General features: G+C 70.0%; 14 protein-coding genes. 9 read left to right on the forward strand and 5 right to left on the reverse strand.

The genetic code is table 11. The features are described 5' to 3' along the window. Positions 1–7 precede the first annotated feature (7 nt). The 4 genes from H343_RS0100515 to H343_RS0100530 all read left to right on the forward strand — a co-directional run bounded on the left by H343_RS0100515 (position 8) and on the right by H343_RS0100530 (position 4,797). Positions 8–1,129: a tyrosine-type recombinase/integrase gene (locus H343_RS0100515; protein WP_028429539.1), complete on the forward strand. Its 1,122-nt coding sequence runs from the start codon at positions 8–10 to the stop codon at positions 1,127–1,129. Continuing rightward, complete coding sequence (locus H343_RS33405; protein WP_051264417.1) at positions 1,126–3,330, forward strand: site-specific integrase; 2,205 nt, start codon at positions 1,126–1,128, stop codon at positions 3,328–3,330. The genes H343_RS0100515 and H343_RS33405 overlap by 4 nt, the downstream gene beginning before the upstream one ends. Beyond that, a complete protein-coding gene (locus tag H343_RS35155) occupies positions 3,327–3,926 on the forward strand; it encodes a DUF6262 family protein (RefSeq protein ID WP_158679490.1) in 600 nt (199 codons plus the stop codon). Before H343_RS33405 ends, H343_RS35155 begins: the two co-directional genes overlap by 4 nt. A 160-nt stretch (positions 3,927–4,086) precedes the next feature. Continuing rightward, positions 4,087–4,797, forward strand: a complete 711-nt coding sequence (locus H343_RS0100530) for an N-acyl homoserine lactonase family protein (RefSeq protein ID WP_028429541.1) — start codon at positions 4,087–4,089, stop codon at positions 4,795–4,797. Between the two features lie 38 nt (positions 4,798–4,835). Here the strand turns inward: H343_RS0100530 and H343_RS0100535 are convergent, their stop codons facing one another. Both H343_RS0100535 and H343_RS35720 read right to left on the reverse strand, forming a co-directional pair. Continuing rightward, complete coding sequence (locus tag H343_RS0100535; RefSeq protein ID WP_486586731.1) at positions 4,836–5,609, reverse strand: HNH endonuclease family protein; 774 nt, start codon at positions 5,607–5,609, stop codon at positions 4,836–4,838. A gap of 7 nt (positions 5,610–5,616) precedes the next feature. Next, positions 5,617–6,081, reverse strand: coding sequence for a hypothetical protein (locus tag H343_RS35720; RefSeq protein ID WP_486586732.1), 465 nt, complete (start codon positions 6,079–6,081; stop codon positions 5,617–5,619). Positions 6,082–6,307: 226 nt separating this feature from the next. On the opposite strand from H343_RS35720, the gene H343_RS0100545 reads away from it, so the two are divergent. Beyond that, positions 6,308–7,657, forward strand: a complete 1,350-nt coding sequence (locus H343_RS0100545) for an alpha/beta hydrolase (protein ID WP_028429544.1) — start codon at positions 6,308–6,310, stop codon at positions 7,655–7,657. Between the two features lie 199 nt (positions 7,658–7,856). Here the strand turns inward: H343_RS0100545 and mfd are convergent, their stop codons facing one another. Next, complete coding sequence (mfd, locus tag H343_RS0100550; RefSeq protein WP_028429545.1) at positions 7,857–11,408, reverse strand: transcription-repair coupling factor; 3,552 nt, start codon at positions 11,406–11,408, stop codon at positions 7,857–7,859. 175 nt (positions 11,409–11,583) lie between these two features. Between mfd and H343_RS0100555 the strand changes: the two genes are divergently transcribed. Both H343_RS0100555 and H343_RS0100560 read left to right on the forward strand, forming a co-directional pair. After that, complete coding sequence (locus H343_RS0100555; protein WP_028429546.1) at positions 11,584–11,826, forward strand: type II toxin-antitoxin system prevent-host-death family antitoxin; 243 nt, start codon at positions 11,584–11,586, stop codon at positions 11,824–11,826. Beyond that, positions 11,826–12,200, forward strand: coding sequence for a type II toxin-antitoxin system VapC family toxin (locus tag H343_RS0100560; protein WP_028429547.1), 375 nt, complete (start codon positions 11,826–11,828; stop codon positions 12,198–12,200). The genes H343_RS0100555 and H343_RS0100560 overlap by 1 nt, the downstream gene beginning before the upstream one ends. 61 nt (positions 12,201–12,261) lie before the next feature. On the opposite strand, the gene H343_RS0100565 is transcribed toward H343_RS0100560, so the two are convergent. Both H343_RS0100565 and H343_RS28085 read right to left on the reverse strand, forming a co-directional pair. After that, on the reverse strand, positions 12,262–14,838 hold the full coding sequence (locus H343_RS0100565; protein ID WP_028429548.1) for an FtsX-like permease family protein: 2,577 nt from the start codon (positions 14,836–14,838) through the stop codon (positions 12,262–12,264). Continuing rightward, positions 14,835–15,704, reverse strand: coding sequence for an ABC transporter ATP-binding protein (locus tag H343_RS28085; protein ID WP_078504893.1), 870 nt, complete (start codon positions 15,702–15,704; stop codon positions 14,835–14,837). Before H343_RS28085 ends, H343_RS0100565 begins: the two co-directional genes overlap by 4 nt. Positions 15,705–16,225: 521 nt before the next feature. Here H343_RS28085 and H343_RS33410 point away from each other — a divergent pair. Together H343_RS33410 and H343_RS0100580 are read left to right on the forward strand one after the other, a co-directional pair. Beyond that, on the forward strand, positions 16,226–16,708 hold the full coding sequence (locus tag H343_RS33410) for a DUF485 domain-containing protein (RefSeq protein WP_051264419.1): 483 nt from the start codon (positions 16,226–16,228) through the stop codon (positions 16,706–16,708). Beyond that, positions 16,705–18,318, forward strand: a complete 1,614-nt coding sequence (locus H343_RS0100580; RefSeq protein ID WP_028429549.1) for a sodium/solute symporter — start codon at positions 16,705–16,707, stop codon at positions 18,316–18,318. Before H343_RS33410 ends, H343_RS0100580 begins: the two co-directional genes overlap by 4 nt. Positions 18,319–18,326: the final 8 nt, after the last annotated feature.

Consider the following 18,326-nt stretch of genomic DNA (forward strand, 5'->3'; position numbering starts at 1 on the left):
CGACACCATGACGTTACGGGCGGAGAAGGCCATCTCTCCTACCAGCGGAGAGGCCACCTGGCTCTTGGTGGACGAGGAGACGTACCGCCCGCATCCCGAGGCGCGCGAGTTCGCGCTGTACTTGCGCGGGGCCGGTCGCTCACCCCACACACAGCGTGTGTACATCCCCAGGATCGGGCGATTTCTCACATGGTGCGCAGAGCGGGGCATCGATTGGAAGACCGCCGGACTCGGGGACATGACCCGGTTCAAGTTCCATGTCGAGCAAACGCCTACCCGACGCGGGGCCCTCCCGTCCGGCAAGACGGTCAACGCCGCGCTCACCGCAGTCTGCGAATTCCTGCGGTTCTGCGCTGTGCAGGGACTCGTCGACCACGAGGTCGCCGCCCGGTTCAGCGAACCACGCTTCCTCACCCACGCCCCGGCCGGCTTCAATCCCGGTGAAGGCGGCCAGCATCTGATGGTCAAGGCCCGCGTTCTGAAAGCATCCGAGATCGAACTGGCTCCTGCGACGCTTACCGAGTCCCAGGTGGGAGAAGTTCTCAATGCCGCACGCACTGCCCGCGACCGGCTGCTGCTCACCGTTCTTGTCGCAGGCGGCCTCCGCATTGGCGAAGCTCTGGGGCTGCGGCGCGAGGACATGCATCTTCTGCCGGACTCCACGCACCTCAGGTGCCGGACCCGTGGGGCCCACCTGCACATCCGTCCTCGTCAGGGCAACGAGAACGGTGCCCGCGCGAAAGCCGGCCGCGACAGGATGGTGCCGCTGACGCAGGAGGCAGTCCATCGGTACCGCGAGCACCTCGCCGAGCGGGAGCACGTGACCGAAGCCACCCACTGCGACTACGTGTTCGTCAACCTGACCGGCAGCCACACGGGCCGCCCCATGTCCTACTCGAACGCCAAGCAAGTCATCGAACGGACCGGGAAGCGCTGCGGCTTCCGCGCCCGCCCGCACATGATGCGCCACACTGCCGCAACCCAATGGGTCCGCAGTGGTATCGCCCCGGACGTCGTTCAGACCTTGCTGGGCCACACGTCGTCGGCGAGCACCGCCGTCTATTTGCACGCCCGGGACGAGGATCTGCGGGCGGCTGTCGACAGTCTTTCCCCGGATGACGCCCGATGACGCCCGCCACCGCGCTCGCCCTCGTCGCACAGCGCGACCACAGCGGCCCCGAATGGTCGAACTGGCTCTCCGAACGTCTCGCGGCGGGTTGGCGTACGAGCGAGTGGGACCACGTGCAGGCCCTGTTCACGGCGGATCCCGGCAACCCGTCGACCAGTGTGTCCGTTTGCCTCGTGGAAACGTGTCGCACTCACGTGGCGAGCAGTGGAGCCCGCTGCGACACGTGCCGCAAGGCCCGCCATCTCCAGGGCAACCCGGCCGACTTCGACGCGACACATGCTCCCCAGCCGTCCCTCCGTGGACCCAACCCCTCGGTCGACGGAGCGCTCCCCCGGGTGTCCCAGTTCTCACTGTCCGAGCTTGCCCCCGCCGTGCGCCACGAAATTCTGTACGGGCTGCAGCAGCGTGACGCCGCCGGAATCAGCCTGTCCCCCCAGCGTGTCCGCCGGATCGTGGCCGGCCTCCCAGCGGGCCTCGGCTCGCTCCTCGCCCTGGACGACTCCTTCGTCTGCGGCCTCCCAGCCGCTGCCGCAGGCGTCCTGAACGGTGTGATGCTTCATGTCCGCCGCGCTCGCGTTGAGTTCGAGGGCACCGACCCCACCGCTGATGACGTGTGGGAATGCGCCCTGGTCGGACTGTCCGCCGGGCGCGGCAGAAAGTACGTCGCCGTCCACGGCGAAATCGACTTCCGGCCGGTACGACAGCGCTGGCTGCGCGAGCTCATCAAGGAGTACGGCCGCACAGCTCGCCCAAACGTCCAGGATCTGCGACAGACCGTGCTCGTGGCGACGATCGCATCCAACGCCTTGGCAAGCCGCCCCCACGGAAACGAACCGGAACGACTGGCGATGGCCGACATGAACGCAGTCGTGGACCTGCTCCGGATCACGAAGCGCCCCGAGGACGGTCACGACTACTCCACCGGCCACCGTCGGGCGCTGCTCCGCCACTGGCGCACGTTCCTGGAGTACGCCCGACAGGCGGGGACGATGGATCACGTGCCCGGTGGCTTTGCGCTCAATCCCCGCTTTCACAGCATCGCCCCCGTGGAGGTGTCCGAGGACGACATCGGACGGGCTGTCCCCGAACACATCATCGCCCAACTGGATGCGCAGATCAGCCTGCTGGGCACCTCGACGGCCTACGAGAGCGGTGGCTGGACAGCCGCCGATTTCGCGCGGATGTACCAGGTGGTCTACTCGGTTCTCCGGGATACCGGCCGTCGCCCGGGCGAGGTCACGAGCCTGCGCCGCAACTGCCTGGAATGGGTCGACGGCAAACCGACGCTGATTTACGACAACCACAAGAGGCGACGTCATGGCCGTCGGCTGCCCATCTCGGCGAGTACCGCGCAGGCAGTCGAGGAATGGCAGAAGGAACTCGACCGGCTGCCCGCTGTACCGGCCTGCGCGCAGTGGCTGTTTCCCTCTCCCGGTCAGCGCAATCGCCCTCGCCGCGGCCATCTGACGTCCTCACAGTTCTGCAGCAGGATCTTCCGCGACTGGGTGGACGAGCTCATTCCGGACCTCGTGGACGAGCGTCTGGGCGACCATGGCGCGCCTCTCGCGTACGACCGCACCCTGGTCGTCCCCTACGGCTTCCGCCATGCGTATGCCCAGCGTCATGCGGACGCCGGGACCCGCCCGGACGTCCTGCGCGAACTCATGGACCACCGTTCTCTCGACGTCACCATGGGGTACTACAAGGTCTCGATCAGCCGGAAGCAGGAGGCGGTCAGGACCGTCGCAGCACTCGCCGTCGACCGGCACGGCGACTCACGCGCCTTCGGTGATCCCCTGGCCTACGAGGTGGAGAGCGTCGGGGTTCCGTACGGCGGCTGTACCGAGCCGAGCAACGTCAAGGCCGGTGGCGGACACTGCCGCATCCGATTCCAGTGCGCCGGCTGCGACTTCTACCGGCCGGACCCGTCCTACCTCCTCGCTTTGGAGCAACAGATCGCGGATCTGCGGGCCGACAAGGAGGCCGCCCTGGCCATGGATGCCGCCGAGTGGGTCGTGCGCAACCTCGATGACCAGATTCACGCCTACTCGAATTCGGCCGTGGAGATGCGACGCAAGCTCAATGCCATGCCCGCCGGGGAACGGGACGCCGTCGAGTCAGCCTCCCGTGAACTGCGCAAGGCCCGCTCGGCCGCGGCCTTCTTCCCCGTCCAGGCCCTGACCACACGGAGCTCTGAATGAAGAGATCGCCCGAAGCCGAAAGGCGCAGCCGGGACGCCCGGGTTGCGAGGCTGCGCGCCAGCCGGGCACAGGACAGCGAGGTCAAGACCGCGCGGACACTCGCCGTCGTAGGTGACCTGCTCAGCGCAGGCCGACGTATCACCATCGCTCAAGTAGCGCGAGACGCATCGGTGTCCACTTGGTTCATCTACAACCAGCCCCGGGTACGGGACGTGGTTCAGGCAGCCATGACCACCCAACGCGAGCAGGGTCTCTCCTGCCCCGCCCCACGTGGTGTGCAGAAGCTGTCGCCTGCCGGACTGCAGACTGAACTTGCCCTGGCACGGGACGAGATCAAGGACCTCAAGAAGGAGCGGAACCAGCTCCGCGAACGCGTACGGCTCTCGCTGGGGGCGGAGTTGGAGGAAACGGACCGCACCCATCTGATGGACAGAGTTCAGGAGCTGGAACGACAGAATGCTGCGCTCAGCCGCGAGCTGGGAGAGGCCCGAGATCGCCAATCCGTGCTGGAGCAACGCCTGCACACATCGGAGGACGAACTCGCCGCTGCCCGCACAGGTCTTCGCAGGGCGATGCGGGCAGTTCCGAACAGCTGAGGCAGTTGGTTGTCGCAGTCCGGACTCCGACAACCACTAAGCACGTCCAGGGGCGCCGATGACGGGCCCGCGGCCCACCCCGAAGGTCCGCGGGCCGACCCGCGTTTGCTGTCGGCAGAAAGCCCCGACAAGGGACGAGTCCGCCTGCCAGCATGACCCGATGAGCAAGCAGGCGGCTTTGCGCCGACTCAACCTGGGCCACCTCGTCCGGCCGGCATCGGAAACCGGTGGCTCGCAGCCACGAGTCGAACCCGTCCTGGCCTATCTCGCGCGGTGTGACGAGAAACTGCTCCTCTTCGATACCGGCATCGGCGCTGCCGACCCGGAAACCGAGGCCCACTACCGCCCCCACCGCAAACCGCTGGAGGCAGCTCTCGCGGCCGCAGGCGTCACCCTCACGGACATCTCCTTGGTGGTGAACTGCCATCTCCATTTCGACCACTGCGGCGGCAACCCTTTGCTGGGCGGCAGGCCCGTCCTCGTGCAGTCCGTAGAGCTGGCCACGGCCCGCCGAGGCGGCTACACCATCGACGAACTCGTCGACTTCCCCGGTGCCAACTACGAGGAAATCACCGGAGAAGCCGAGGTCTGGCCCGGATTCTGGATCATCCCCACCCCCGGGCATACCTCCGGGCACCAGTCACTCGTGATCCGCCAGAACGACGGCACCGTGGTCCTCGCCGGCCAGGCCCACGACTTCGCCTCCCACTTCGCCTCGGACCACCTGGCCCGGCAAGCCGCCCTCCAAGGCGTCGAACCGCCGCTTCCCACCTATCAACCATGGCTGGGGCGGCTCACTGAATTCGACCCACGCCGCGTGCTCTTCGCACACGACTGCTCCGTCTGGGAACCGTCCGAGCACAGCGATTGATATGCCCCAAGATCACCTGCCCGACGAGCTCAACGACATCAGCCACCACACTGGTTGAGCATCATCGACTTGTCCGGGGCCGTCACCGGCATCTCGTACTTGATGGCGACCTGCGCGAAACGCACCGCGTACCCACAGCGGATGCGCTTGTTCGGCGGGAGCCAGGAGGCCGGGCCGGAATCGCCCTTGGCCGAGTTGGCGCGCCCTTCGACGGGAAGCAGGTTGAGCACGTCGTTGGCGAGCCGCTCGCGTTTGCTCTCCGGCCAGCGCGAGGCGCCCATCTGCCAGCTGTAGGACAGCGGCACCAAATGGTCGATCTGGACCTCCACGGCGTCCTGCTTGCTCCACTCGATGGTCCGTCCGGTGTAGGGGTCGTGAAGCGTCATCGACATGACCACGCAGTCGGAACCGTCGCGGAGGCGCTGTCCCCCACCATCGCGATTCATAAGATCATTTCGAGTGTCACAGCCGTTCCTCGCCAACGGCACCCCGTCCGCCGTGTCCATCCACGCGTAACCGAATTCGTCTCTGGCATAGCCCGTCTTCGGGCCTCGGCCCTTCGTAGCCAGTTCCTCGATCAGCTTGCGGGCCTTCGACTTGTCCTCCGCCGACGCAACAGGGGCGAGCCCCGGTTTCGTCCCATCGGGATTCTCCAGCGGACTCACCGCCTGACTGTCGTCGGCGGTGGATCCAGAATCCGGGGAGGCATCGCCCACCTCAAACCCCCCACATCCTGCGAGGAGCACCCCGGCAACGACCACCCCGAGCACCGACCTCATCCAGCGCGCACCCACTGCTGACCTGTAGCCCATGTGCCTCTCAGTACCCAAGGCAGGCCACCCCCTGCATACGCTGCGAGAACGCCTCACACAGGGTTCGAAGCATAGAGATAATCCTGGTGTCACAGCCGTTGCGTGCCATGGGTATGCCGTCGGTCGTGTCCTTCCAGGCGTAGCCGAACTCGTCGCGGTCGAAACCGGTCTTGGGGCCGCGGCCCTGGGTGTGGAGCGTGGTGATGAGCTTGCGGGCCCGTTCCCGCTCGTCCGGCGAAGTGAGCGGTGCCAGGCCGGGTTCGGTTCCCTCGGGGTTGTCGAGCGGGCTGGTGCCGGACTTCTCCCGCCCGGGGGACGGCGAGCCGTGAGCCGGAGGGGACGCGGAGGCGGAGGGGGTTTCCTCCGCTTCGCCGCCGCTGACACCCGCCCCCTGGCATCCGGCGCTGAGCAGGCACACGCCGAGGGCGAGTCCCGCGGCGGCAACGGTGGGGGCCGGTGGGCGACTTGGCACGGCGGTGTTCCCGTCGGTCGGCGGCTGGCGGCGTCCGGGGAGCCGGCCGGCCGCCCCGTTCGAGCTTACGTTCCCCCGCATGTGCGCATCCTCCCCCGCGCATCGCCCGGGTGGTTCAGGCACCGGCGCCCGGCGAATTCGCACCGTACGAACTACGGCCTGCCCCACCCCTGTTGCGGGGCCTGCCGGATGGTGGGCGCGCACCCTGCTCCGTAGCGTCCCTCCCATGTCCCTGCCGAAGTCCGCGAACCCCGCCCGCCGTGCGGCCGTCCTGGCCACGGCGGTCGCCGCCCTCGTGCTGCCGCCGCCGGCCGCCGCCACGTCCGAGGCCTCCGCCGCCGCGTCCGAGGCGCCCGTCGCCGCGTCGCAAGGCTCCGCCCCTGGCTCCGCCGGCACCTTCGTCCGCGCCCCCGGCCCTCCGGACCGTGCCTTCGCCGCCGTACGTGCCGCCACGGCCGCGGACTCCCCGGCCCCGGCGGAGCCCGCAGCCCCCACGAAGCCCCGCTTGACGCTTCCGCGCCCCAGCGGTCCGTACGCCACCGGCCGCGACACCCTCCACCTCGTGGACAGTTCACGCGCCGACCCATGGGTGCCGCGGTCGGGCGCACGGGAGTTGATGGTGTCGGTGTACTACCCGGCGCGCCACGGCACCGGTTCGGGCACCGTCCCGTACATGACCACTCCCGAGGCGGAGGCACTGCTGGAAGGACAGCGGCTGGAGGGAAGGGTGCCGGTCGAGGCGGTGACGTCCGTGCGTACGAACTCCCGTGCGGACGCGCGTCCCGCACACGGCAGACATCCGCTCGTCGTCCTCTCCCCCGGCTTCACCCTTCAGCGGGGGACGCTGAGCGTTCTCGCCGAGGAGCTGGCGGGCCGCGGCTTCGTCGTCGCCGTGGTCGACCACGCATACGAGTCCTACGGCACGTCCTTCCCCGGCGGCCGCGTCACCGGGTGCGCCGCCTGCCGGGAGGTGGAGGACGCCCCCGAGGGTGAGGAGTCCAGGGCGGTGTTCGCAAAGGTCGCCTCGGGCCGCTCCGCGGACATCTCCTTCGTGCTCGACCGGCTGACGGGCCACCGTCCGGCGTGGCGGCACTCCCGCATGATCGACGCGGACCGGACGGGCGCGGCAGGGCACTCCATCGGCGGCAACGCAGCCGCCCGCGCCATGGCCGACGATCCGCGCGTGCGCGCCGGGGTCGACATGGACGGCACCTTCTTCGCGCCCGTGCCGCGAAACGGGCTGGACGGCAGGCCGTTCCTGCTGCTCGGCACGGCCGCGGGCCACACTCCCGGCGGTCAGGACGCCAGCTGGGACCGTGACTGGGCACGTCTCGACGGCTGGAAGCGCTGGCTGACGGTCACCGGCGCCGGGCATCTCACGTTCATCGATCTGCCCGTGCTGGGTGCCCAGTTGGGCATGACCGACCCTGAAGCGCCGCTGCCGGGCGACCGTTCCGGTGAGATCACGCGCGACTACGTGTCCGCCTTCTTCGAACAGCATCTGCGCGGCGTACCGCGACCGCTGCTGGACGGTCCCTCACCTGCGAACCCGGAGGTCGGCTTCGAGCAGCCGTGAGCCCGGGCGGGCCGCCGGACGGCCCGGGGGCCGTCCTGGAGCGGCCGGCCCCACAGTCTGCCTCCACGGTCCGCTTCACCGGCCCGCTTCACCGGCGTCACGGTCACGGCAGCCGCCGCGCCCGACCCGCCCCGGCATCCCCGGCCCGGCTCCCCGCCCTTCACGGCGTGACCGCGTCACGGACGTCCTGACCCCCGCGTCACGACCCGGGCACCGCCGTCAGGAACTCCCCCACCCACGCCAGCAGTTCGCGGCCCACCACCGGCTTGCCGCCGATGCCGCCCGCCTTCGGCCGGGGCACCAGCACCTGCCGCGTGGCCTGTTTGATCACCGAGTGCGGGTAGACCCTCTTCAGCCGCAGTTCCTGCGACTCACGCAACTCCACCGGCCCGAAGCGGACGTTGGCACCCTGCAGGGTGATGTCCGTGACACCGCACGAACGGGCGAGCATGCGCAGGCCCGCGACCAGCAGCAGGTTCTCCACCGGTTCGGGCAACGGGCCGTAGCGGTCGGCCAGTTCCTCGCGTACGGCGGCGATGTCCTCCTCGGAGTTGGCCGAGGCGATGGCCCGGTACGCCTGCAGACGCAGCCGCTCGCCCGGCGCGTAGTCGTGCGGCACGTGGGCGTCGACGGGCAGCTCGATCTTGACTTCGAGGGGTGCCTCCTCCGGTTCGCCGCCCTGTTCCAGCGCGTTGCGGTAGTCGGCGACGGCCTCGCCCACCATGCGCACGTACAGGTCGAAGCCGACGCCCGCGATATGGCCGGACTGTTCGCCCCCGAGCAGGTTGCCCGCGCCCCGGATCTCCAGGTCCTTCATCGCCACGTACATGCCCGCGCCCATCTCGGTGTGCTGGGCGATCGTGGCGAGCCGCTCGTGCGCCGTCTCGGTCAGCGGCTTCTCCGGCGGGTAGAGGAAGTAGGCGTAGCCGCGCTCGCGGCCGCGGCCGACCCGTCCGCGGAGCTGATGGAGCTGGGAGAGCCCGAAGTTGTCGCCGCGCTCGACGATGAGGGTGTTGGCGTTGGAGATGTCGATGCCGTTCTCGACGATGGTGGTGGCGACCAGCACGTCGGACTTCTTCTCCCAGAAGTCGACGACGACCTGCTCCAGCGCCTGCTCCGACATCTGGCCGTGCGCCGTCGTGACGCGTGCCTCCGGCACGAGCTGCCGCAGCCGCGCCGCGGCCCGCTCGATGGACTCCACCCGGTTGTGGATGTAGAAGACCTGCCCCTCGCGCAGCAGTTCACGCCGGACGGCGGCGCCGATCTGCTTCTCCTCGTACGGGCCGACGAACGTCAGCACCGGATGCCGCTCCTCCGGCGGCGTGGTGATCGTCGACATCTCGCGGATGCCGGTGACGGCCATCTCCAGGGTGCGCGGGATGGGGGTCGCGGACATGCTCAGCACGTCCACGTTCGCCCGGAGCTTCTTCAGCTGCTCCTTGTGCTCGACGCCGAAACGCTGCTCCTCGTCGACGATGAGGAGGCCGAGTTCCTTGAACCGGGTGTCGGAGGAGAAGAGGCGGTGCGTGCCGATGACGACGTCGACGCTGCCTTCGCGCAGCCCGTCGACGACCGCCCGCGCCTCGCTCTCCGTCTGGAACCGCGACAGCGCCCGTACGTTCACGGGGAACTGGCCGTAGCGCTCGGTGAAGGTGGAGAAGTGCTGCTGCACCAGCAGTGTCGTGGGCACCAGGACGGCGACCTGCTTGCCGTCCTGCACGGCCTTGAAGGCGGCGCGCACGGCGATCTCCGTCTTGCCGTAGCCGACGTCGCCGCAGATGAGCCGGTCCATCGGGACGGACTTCTCCATGTCGCCCTTGACCTCGCCGATGGTGGTGAGCTGGTCGGGGGTCTCGGCGTAGGGGAAGGCGTCCTCCAGCTCCCGCTGCCAGGGCGAGTCCTGGCCGAAGGCGTACCCGGGTGCGGCCATGCGCGCCGAGTAGAGCTTGATCAGGTCGGCGGCGATCTCCTTGACCGCCTTCTTCGCGCGCGCCTTGGTCTTGTTCCAGTCGGCGCCGCCCAGCCGGTGCAGTGAGGGCTGCTCACCGCCCACGTACTTGGTGACCTGCTCCAGCTGGTCCGTGGGCACGAAGAGCCGGTCGCCGGGCTGGCCGCGCTTGGCCGGGGCGTACTCCACCAGCAGGTACTCGCGGGTCGCGCCCTGCACGGTGCGCTGGACCATCTCGACGTAGCGGCCCACGCCGTGCTGCTCGTGCACGATGTAGTCGCCCGGCACCAGCGACAGCGGATCGATCTGCTTGCGGCGCCGCACCGGCATACGGGCGGCTTCCCGGCCCGCCGCCTTCTGCCCGGACAGGTCGGTCTCGGTGAGCACTGCCAGCTTCAGTACGGGGTCGACGAAACCGTTGTCGAGGCACCCGCGGGCGACGTGCACCACCGACGGGGCGATCTCGCCCACGTCGGGTTCCTGCCGCGCTGCGATCCCCTCGCCGCTGAGCACCTCGACGGTACGGACGGCCGGGCCGTGCGCCTCGGTGACGTACACGCACCGCCAGCCCGCCGACAGCCAGCCCTTGGTGTCGGCAAGGGCTCGGGCGGTGTCGCCGCGGTAGGACTCGGGGGCGCGCATGCCCAGCCGGAGGGCGTCCTCGCCGGAGTCCTCGTCCAGGCCGGTGTCGGTGCTGAACGGGCTGACGGACCACCACAGCATGCCCAGTTCCCGGGCGCGTTCCCGTACGTCCGCGATGCCCCACAGCGACGCGGCGTCCAGGTCGACCGGTGCCTGGCCGGTCTCGGACATCGCCGTCGCGCTCCAGGACGCCTGCAGGAACTCCTGCGAGGTCGCCACGAGGTCGGCCGCCCTCGTACGCACCCGCTCCGGGTCGCACACCAGGGCCATCGTGCCCTGCGGCACGACGTCCAGGAGCAGCTCCATGTCCTCCACGAGGACGGGCGCGAGGGACTCCATTCCCTCGACGGCGATGCCCTCCGCGATCTTGCCGAGCAGGTCGCCCAGCTCCGGGTGGTCCTCGGCCAGGGCGGCGGCCCGCTGCCGCACCTCGTCGGTCAGCAGCAGCTCCCGGCACGGCGGCGCCCACAGCCCGTGTTCGGCGGCCTCCAGCGACCGCTGGTCGGCGACGCGGAAGTAGCGCACCTCCTCGATCTCGTCGCCCCAGAACTCCACCCGCAGGGGGTGCTCCTCGGTGGGCGGGAAGACATCGAGGATGCCGCCGCGTACGGCGAACTCGCCGCGCTTCTCGACCAGTTCGACGCGCGAGTAGGCGGCCGCCGCCAGCGCGTCGACGACCCCGTCCAGGTCCACGCTCTGCCCCTGCCGCAGCGCGACCGGCTCCAGCTCGCCCAGTCCCTTGACCTGCGGCTGGAGCACGGACCGTACGGGCGCGACGACCACGCTGACCGGGCCGGCGCCGGGGTCGCCGGCGTCGGGGTGCGTCAGGCGGCGCAGCACGGCCAGACGGCGGCCGACGGTGTCGGAGCGGGGCGAGAGCCGCTCGTGCGGCAGCGTCTCCCAGGAGGGGTACTCCACGACGCCCTCGGGCGGGAGCAGCGACCGCAGCGACTCGGTCAGGTCCTCCGCCTCACGGCCCGTGGCGGTCACGGCGAGCACCGGACGTCCGGAGGAGCGGGCGAGAGCGGCGACGGCGAAGGGCCGGGCCGCGGCCGGGCCCACCAGGTCGAGATGGTGCCGGTTTCCGTCGGCGGCGGCCTTGACGGCCTCCTCGAGCGCGGAGTCACGGGCGACGGCGTCGAGCAGTCCGGTGAGACTCATGTGGGGGCTTCCCGTCCGGGGGTGGGCAACGCGAACGCCCCGCAACGACGTGACGCGGACGTTCCGGGGTTGTCCAGGGTACGGCGGCCAGGTTGTGGACGATGCCGCGAGCCGGTCGGCTGCTAGACTTAGTCCAGTGCTTAGTCTGGCGGGGTTTCCGGGGAGGAGGCCGACGATGGAAGCAGCGAAACCGTACAACGTGCACGAGGCGAAGACCCATTTCTCGCGCATTCTGGAACAGGTCGCGACGGGCGAGGAAGTCGTGATCAGCAAGGCGGGCGAGCCCGTCGCAAAAGTGGTCCCCCTGCGGCCCAAGGTGCAGCGGACGGACCTGGGCTCTCTCCGGGGACAGATCCACATCGCCGACGATTTCGACGAACTGCCCGACGAGATCGCCGACGCGTTCGGGATGCGCTGATGCGGCTTCTGCTCGACACCCACGTTCTTCTGTGGTGGCTGGATGACTCCCCGGAACTGTCCGACGAGATCAAAGAAGTGCTGCGCACGGAACCGGCGGTTCACGTCAGCGCAGTTTCACCCTGGGAGATCGCGATCAAACAGTCCCTGGGGAAGATCACAGGGCCGGAGGATCTGGCAGAGCGGGCACGGGACACCCAGTTCTCGGCGCTGCCCGTCGGGGCGGGCCATGGTGTGCGCGCGGGCAGACTGCCACAGCACCACCGCGATCCCTTCGACAGGCTTCTCATCGCCCAGGCACAGATCGAGGGCATGACTCTCGCGACCCGTGACAAGTGGATGCAGCAGTACGACGTGCAGATCCTGCCTACCTGACTCGGCGGACCGGACCCGGCGGCTCTGCCCACCGGGCCCGCCGGGCCCGCCCGGCCCCTCGTCACTCCGTCGCGATGGCGTTCAGCACGTTCATCCGCCCCGCGCGGAACGCCGGGACCAGCGCCGCCACCAGGCCGACCAGCGCGGACCCGGCGAAGACCGCCCCGATCGTCGGCCACGGGATCTCCAGGACGCCCAGCCCCTCCAGCGCCAGCAGCTTCTGGGCCGCCGCCCCCCAGCACATTCCCAGGCCGAGGCCGAGCAGCGCGCCGAAGAGCGCGATGACCACGGACTCCAGGCGGATCATGCGGCGCAGCTGCCTACGGGAGAGGCCGATGGCCCTGAGCAGCCCGATCTCCCGGGTCCGTTCGACGACGGAGAGGGCCAGGGTGTTCACCACTCCCAGGACGGCGACGATGATGGCCAGCGCCAGCAGGCCGTAGACCATGTTGAGCATCTGCCCGACCTGGTCCTGGAGGGTCTGCTTGTAGTCCGCCTGGTCCTTGACCTGATACTGCGGGTAGGGCTTCATCTCCTTCTTCAGCGCCGCGTAGGCGGCGTCCTCCTGGCCTTCCTTCGCCGTCCCGAACATGAGCATGTTGGGCGGGACCTGGTCCGCCGGGAGGTGGCGGCGGGCGGTGGCGATGTCGGTGTACATCGCACCCCTGTCGACGCTGGTGTCGTCGGAGGTGACCGCGGCGACGGTCAGCTTCGCCGTACGGCCGCCGGCGAACGCCACCTCGAGGGTGTCCCCGGTCCCGACGCCGAGCTTCTCCGCCTCTGCCTCGCCGACCGACATGGCGTCCCGGCCGTAGGCCGCGGCCAGGTCCCCGGAGACCGTCTCGCGCCGCAGGTCCCGCATGTAGGAGGGGTCGGTGGCGGCGAGCTGGGCGCGGGAACTGGTGCCGTCCGGTGCGGTGACGCGCGCGCTGACGGCCTTGTACGAGGTGACGGTCTCCAGCTTCCCGGACGCCTTGACCTTCTTCTCCACGGCGGGAGTGATCGTCTGGCCCGTGCCGGACTGGATGATGAAGTCGGCGCCCACCGAGCGGTCCAGCTCCTTTGTCGCCGAGGCGACCATGGAGGAGCCGACGACCGACAGCGAGGCGACGAGCGCGAGTCCGATCATCAGCGCGGCGGCGGTGGCGCCCGTACGGCGCGGGTTGCGCAGCGCGTTCCGTTCGGCGAGGCGGCCCACCCGCCCGAAGGGGCGCAGCGTGACCACCGACAGCACCCGCACCAGCCCGCCCGCCAGCAGCGGTCCGACGACGATGAAGCCGATCAGCGTGAGGACGACCCCGGCCCCCAGGTACAGCGACCCGCGGGCGGCCTCGTCGGCCCGCGTGGCGGCCCAGAGTCCGGCGGCGCCGCCGCCCGTGAGGAGGACGCCGAGCACCGCGCGGAGCGTACCGGCCCTGCCGTCGGCGGGGGTTCCGGCGTCCCGCAGCGCGGCCATCGGGGAGACCCGCCCGGCGCGGCGGGCCGGGAGGTGGGCCGCGAGCAGGGTCACCAGGACGCCCAGGACGAGGCCGACGACGGGCGTCGTCCACGCCACCGTCAGCTCCGAGGTGCTGAGGTTCATGCCCAGGGTGCCCATCAGCTCCATCAGCCCGACGGCCAGACCGACCCCGGCGCCGACGCCCAGCACGGACCCGACGACGCCCAGCAGCAGCGCCTCGATCAGCACGGACCTGTTGACCTGTCTGCGGCTCGCGCCGATCGCCCGCATCAGGCCGATCTCACGGGTGCGCTGTGCGACCAGCATGGAGAAGGTGTTGACGATGAGGAAGATCCCCACCAGAAGGGCGATGCCCGCGAAGCCGAGCAGGGCGTACTTCATGACGTCGAGGAAGGACCCGATCTGCTCACGGCCGGAGTCGGCGGCCTCCTTCTGCGTCTGGTACGTGTAGCTGCCCGCGCCCAGCGTCTCCGCCACGTTCTTCTTCAGCTCGCTGTGCGTGACGCCGGAGCCGGCGGTGACCGCGATGCCCGTGTAGGCGTCCGTGTCTCCGAGCAGTTCGCGCTGTGCGGTGCGGGTGTCGAAGTGGACGACGGCGGCACCGGGGTTGGTGACCCGGAAGGCGGCGATGCCGGAGATCTTCGCGGTGAAGTCGCCGGTGGCCGTGACGGTGCGCAGCTCGTCGCCCGGCTTGAGGCCGCGCTTCTCGGCCGTGTCGGCGTCGACCATGACGTCGCCGGGGCCGCGGGGCGCCCGCCCGGAGGTGACCTCCATCGTTCTGCGGTCGGCGGCCGTCCAGTTGCCGGCGATGGTGGGCGCTCCGGTGGTGGAGCCGATGGTCCTGTCGTCGCTGTCGACGACGGTGATCCGCTCACTGCTGACCACGCCCTCAGCCCGCTTCGCGCCCTCGGCGGTACGCGCCGCGGCCACGGCGGACGCGGGGAGCGTGTCGGGCTTCCCCGTCTGCTGGCGGGAGCCGGGGTCCTTCGGCTTCTTCGGGCTGACGGTGACGTCGGCGGACGTCGCCGCGAAGAGCTTGTCGAAGGTGGTGTTCATCGTGTCGGTGAAGACGAGGGTCCCGCAGACGAACGCCACGGAGAGGAGGACCGCGATGGCGCTGAGCGCCATTCTTCCCTTGTGCGCGAGGAAGTTGCGCAGCGATGCCTTCAGAACGCTCACGGCCGGCCTCCCCCGGTGCGCCGGTCCGGGGTGCGCCCGTCCGGGGTGTACTCGTCCCCGGCGGAGTGCGGGTCCCCGGCGGAGTGCGGGTCGCCGGCAGCCAGGCCCAGCATCTTCTCGAGCACGGCCTCGGCCGTGGGCCCGTACATCTCGTCGACGATGCGTCCGTCCGCGAGGTAGAGCACGCGGTCGGCGTAGGCGGCGGCCACCGGGTCGTGGGTGACCATGACGACGGTCTGGCCCAGCTCGTCCACCGAGCGGCGCAGGAAGCCCAGCATCTCGGCGCCGGCACGGGAGTCGAGGTTGCCGGTCGGCTCGTCGCCGAAGATGATCTCCGGCCGGGAGGCCAGCGCACGGGCGACCGCCACGCGCTGCTGCTGGCCGCCGGAGAGCTGACTGGGACGGTGCTTGAGACGTCCGTCCAGGCCGACGGTCGCGACGACCTGCTCCAGCCACTCCCTGTCGGGCCTGCGCCCGGCGATGTCCATGGGAAGGGTGATGTTCTCCAGCGCGTCGAGCGTGGGCAGCAGGTTGTACGCCTGGAAGACGAAGCCGATGCGGTCGCGCCGCAGCCGCGTGAGCTTCTTGTCCTTCAGTCCGGTGATCTCCTGCTCGCCGATGTGGACGCTGCCCCCGGTCACCGAGTCCAGCCCGGCCAGGCAGTGCATCAGCGTGGACTTGCCGGAGCCCGAGGGCCCCATGATCGCGGTGAAGGCGCCACGGGCGATCTCCACGTCGACGTGGTCGAGCGCCACGACACGGGTCTCGCCCGATCCGTAGGACTTCACCAGTTGCCGGGCGGAGGCGGCGACGGCTGAACGCGCCCCGCTGCCCCCGCTCCTGGGGTTCGCCTCAACCGTCGTCACGGTCTCTCTCCTCGTTCGGTGTCCACTGCCGCTCCGCTCCCCACCGCTGTCCACTGCTCTCCACCGCTCCCCACCACCGGTCGCCGCCGGTCGCCGCCGCGCGTGTGCCGCGCCACGGCGCGCGGTACCGGCGGCGGGACGGGGCCCCTGTGCCCCGCCGTCCGCACGGCCGAGCCTGGCGGAACGGCGGCGCACACACGATGGTGCTCGTACGTCTCCCCGGGCGGGGGTTTCCCCCACCCCCGGGCGGCCCGGAACTGCCTGCCTGTGAGCCTAGGCAGGCGCGTCTGACCACTCCTCCTGCCATGGGACGAAATAAGGGACGCGGTCTGGGAAGGAGGCGACGGGGCTCCCCCTTAGGGGAAGTGCGCGGCAGGCGGAAGCACGCGAACCTGGCATTACCGTTAGTAACGATGTGGGGATTGTGACAGGTTTCCTCGCAGCTCTTCCCCGTTATGAAACTCGCAAGTAACGTGCGGTCTGCCTCGGGCAATTCGGCTCCGCGCAAGGGGGAAGAGCCTTTGTCGTTCCACACCCGTGATCAGTACGAGCCGCCCGACGGCTACGGTGCGTATCCGCCGCACCTCTCCCGGAGGCAGCCCACCCCGCCCCGCCCCTGGCATCCACCGCGCCCCTCGCACCGCCCGCCGCCCACCCGTCCCCCCGCCGTCCCCGCACGCGAGGACAGGGACCTCGGCCGGCTGCGCACCGCCTACCGCTGGCTGCGGCGCAGCATGACGCTGATCGTGCTCGCCTACTTCACCGTCTATCTGTGCATGGCCGCCTACCTGCCGGACGTGCTGGGCACCGCCGTCTTCGGAACCCTCAACCTCGGGGTCTTCCTCGGGCTGCTGCTCGTCCCCCTGACGATGCTGGTGGTGGTCGGCTACGAGCTCGTCGCCCGCTCCACCGTCGACCCCGCCGCCCACCGCGTACGCATCGCCGACGCCGAACAGCGCGAACGCGACGAACGCGTACGCGAAGAGCGCGAGGAACGCCGTTGAACCCCGACGCCGTCGACGCCACCTCCCAGTCCCTCTCCTTCGCCATCTTCGCCGCCCTGGTCAGCCTCACCATGCTGCTGTGCATCATGACCAGCGCCGAACGCGACGACCTGGACGAGTTCTACACCGGCTTCCGCACCCTGGCCCCGCTGCGCAACGGCCTCGCCATCGCCGGCGACTACATCTCCGCGGCCACCGTCCTCTCCACCATCGGCATCATCGCCCTCACCGGCTTCGACGGCCTCATCCTCGCGCTGAGCACGGCACTGTCGCTGCTGCTGCTGATGGTGCTGCTGGCCGAACCGCTGCGCAACGCGGGCCGGTTCACCATGGGCGACGCCCTCACCCACGTCGCCGCCAGCCGCAGCGTGCGCGTCGCCGCGACGGCCGTCACCCTGACCGCGCTGCTGCCCCTGATGGTCTTCCAGCTCTCCGGCGCAGGGCACCTCGTGACGCTGGTGCTCGGGTTCGAGGGCTCCTCCGTACGTACGGCCACCATCGTCGCCCTCGGCGCACTGATGATCGGCTACGCGGCCATCGGCGGGATGAAGGGCACGGCGCTCATCCACATCATCAAGCTCGTGGTGCTCTTCGGCGCCTCGCTGATGCTCGCCCTGCTCGTCATGGACAAGGTCGGCTGGGACGTCTCCCGGCTGCTGACACTCGCCGACATCGGCAGCGGCGCAGGACCCGCCTACTCACGTTCCGGCCTGCTGATCGAGGCCACCGCCATCGGCAGGATCGACCTTGTCTTCAGTTCGCTCACGGTCGTCTTCGGCGCGGCCTGTCTGCCGCACGTCACGATGCGCATGTACACCGCGAAGGACGCACCCGCCATCCGCCGCGCCATGTCCTACGCGGTCACCGTCATGGGCGTCTTCGTCGTCCTCATCGCCGTCATCGGCGCCGGAGCCACCGCCCTTCTGGGACGGGAGGTCATCGAGGCGGGCGGCCCCGAGGGCAGCACCGCCATCCTCCAGCTCGGCCAGACGATCGTCGCGGACTCGGCCGGACTGTCCACCCTCGTCTTCACCACGGTCGCCACCGCGGTCTTCCTGACGCTGCTCTCCTCGGTCGCCGGCATGATCCTCGCCTGCGGCAACTCCCTCGCACACGACCTGTACAAGCACTCCCGCAAGCGGGCCTCACCCACACCGCGGCGTGAACTCCTCGTCGCCAGGCTCTCCGCCTTCGCCGTCGGAGTGCCCGCCATCGCCCTGGCCGTACTGGTCCAGGACCGGGGGCTGCGGGCACTGATCATCCTGTCCTTCTGCATCAGCGCCTCCGCCATCGCCCCGGCTCTCGTCCTCAGCCTCTTCTGGCGCCGCTGCACCCGCACCGGCCTGCTGGGCTCCCTCGTCGGCGGAACCGTCTCCGCCGTGCTGGTCATGCTCTTCTCCACGACCGTCTCCGGTACGCCCCAGTCGCTCTTCCCCGACCGGGACTTCGACCTCTTCCCGCTCACCACGAGCGGCCTGGTCAGCATGCCGCTCGGATTCCTGCTCGGCTGGGCCGGCACCCTCCTCAGCACCCGGGGCACCCAGGAACGCCGGCTCCGCGACTACCGGACGGCCGAACCCCGCCTCCTCGCGGGCACGGAGCGCCGCTGAGGCCGGCC

It is taken from the genome of Streptomyces sp. TAA204, assembly GCF_000424965.1.

What these genes read in the sequence shown, in the direction of transcription:
- H343_RS0100560 (WP_028429547.1), top strand. Translation starts at nt 11,826, where the DNA reads ATGCGGCTTCTGCTCGACACCCACGTTCTTCTGTGGTGGCTGGATGAC.
- H343_RS33405 (WP_051264417.1), top strand. Translation starts at nt 1,126, where the DNA reads ATGACGCCCGCCACCGCGCTCGCCCTCGTCGCACAGCGCGACCACAGC.
- mfd (WP_028429545.1), bottom strand. Translation starts at nt 11,408, where the DNA reads ATGAGTCTCACCGGACTGCTCGACGCCGTCGCCCGTGACTCCGCGCTC.
- H343_RS0100555 (WP_028429546.1), top strand. Translation starts at nt 11,584, where the DNA reads ATGGAAGCAGCGAAACCGTACAACGTGCACGAGGCGAAGACCCATTTC.
- H343_RS0100515 (WP_028429539.1), top strand. Translation starts at nt 8, where the DNA reads ATGACGTTACGGGCGGAGAAGGCCATCTCTCCTACCAGCGGAGAGGCC.
- H343_RS0100535 (WP_486586731.1), bottom strand. Translation starts at nt 5,609, where the DNA reads ATGGGCTACAGGTCAGCAGTGGGTGCGCGCTGGATGAGGTCGGTGCTC.
- H343_RS35155 (WP_158679490.1), top strand. Translation starts at nt 3,327, where the DNA reads ATGAAGAGATCGCCCGAAGCCGAAAGGCGCAGCCGGGACGCCCGGGTT.
- H343_RS0100530 (WP_028429541.1), top strand. Translation starts at nt 4,087, where the DNA reads ATGAGCAAGCAGGCGGCTTTGCGCCGACTCAACCTGGGCCACCTCGTC.
- H343_RS0100545 (WP_028429544.1), top strand. Translation starts at nt 6,308, where the DNA reads ATGTCCCTGCCGAAGTCCGCGAACCCCGCCCGCCGTGCGGCCGTCCTG.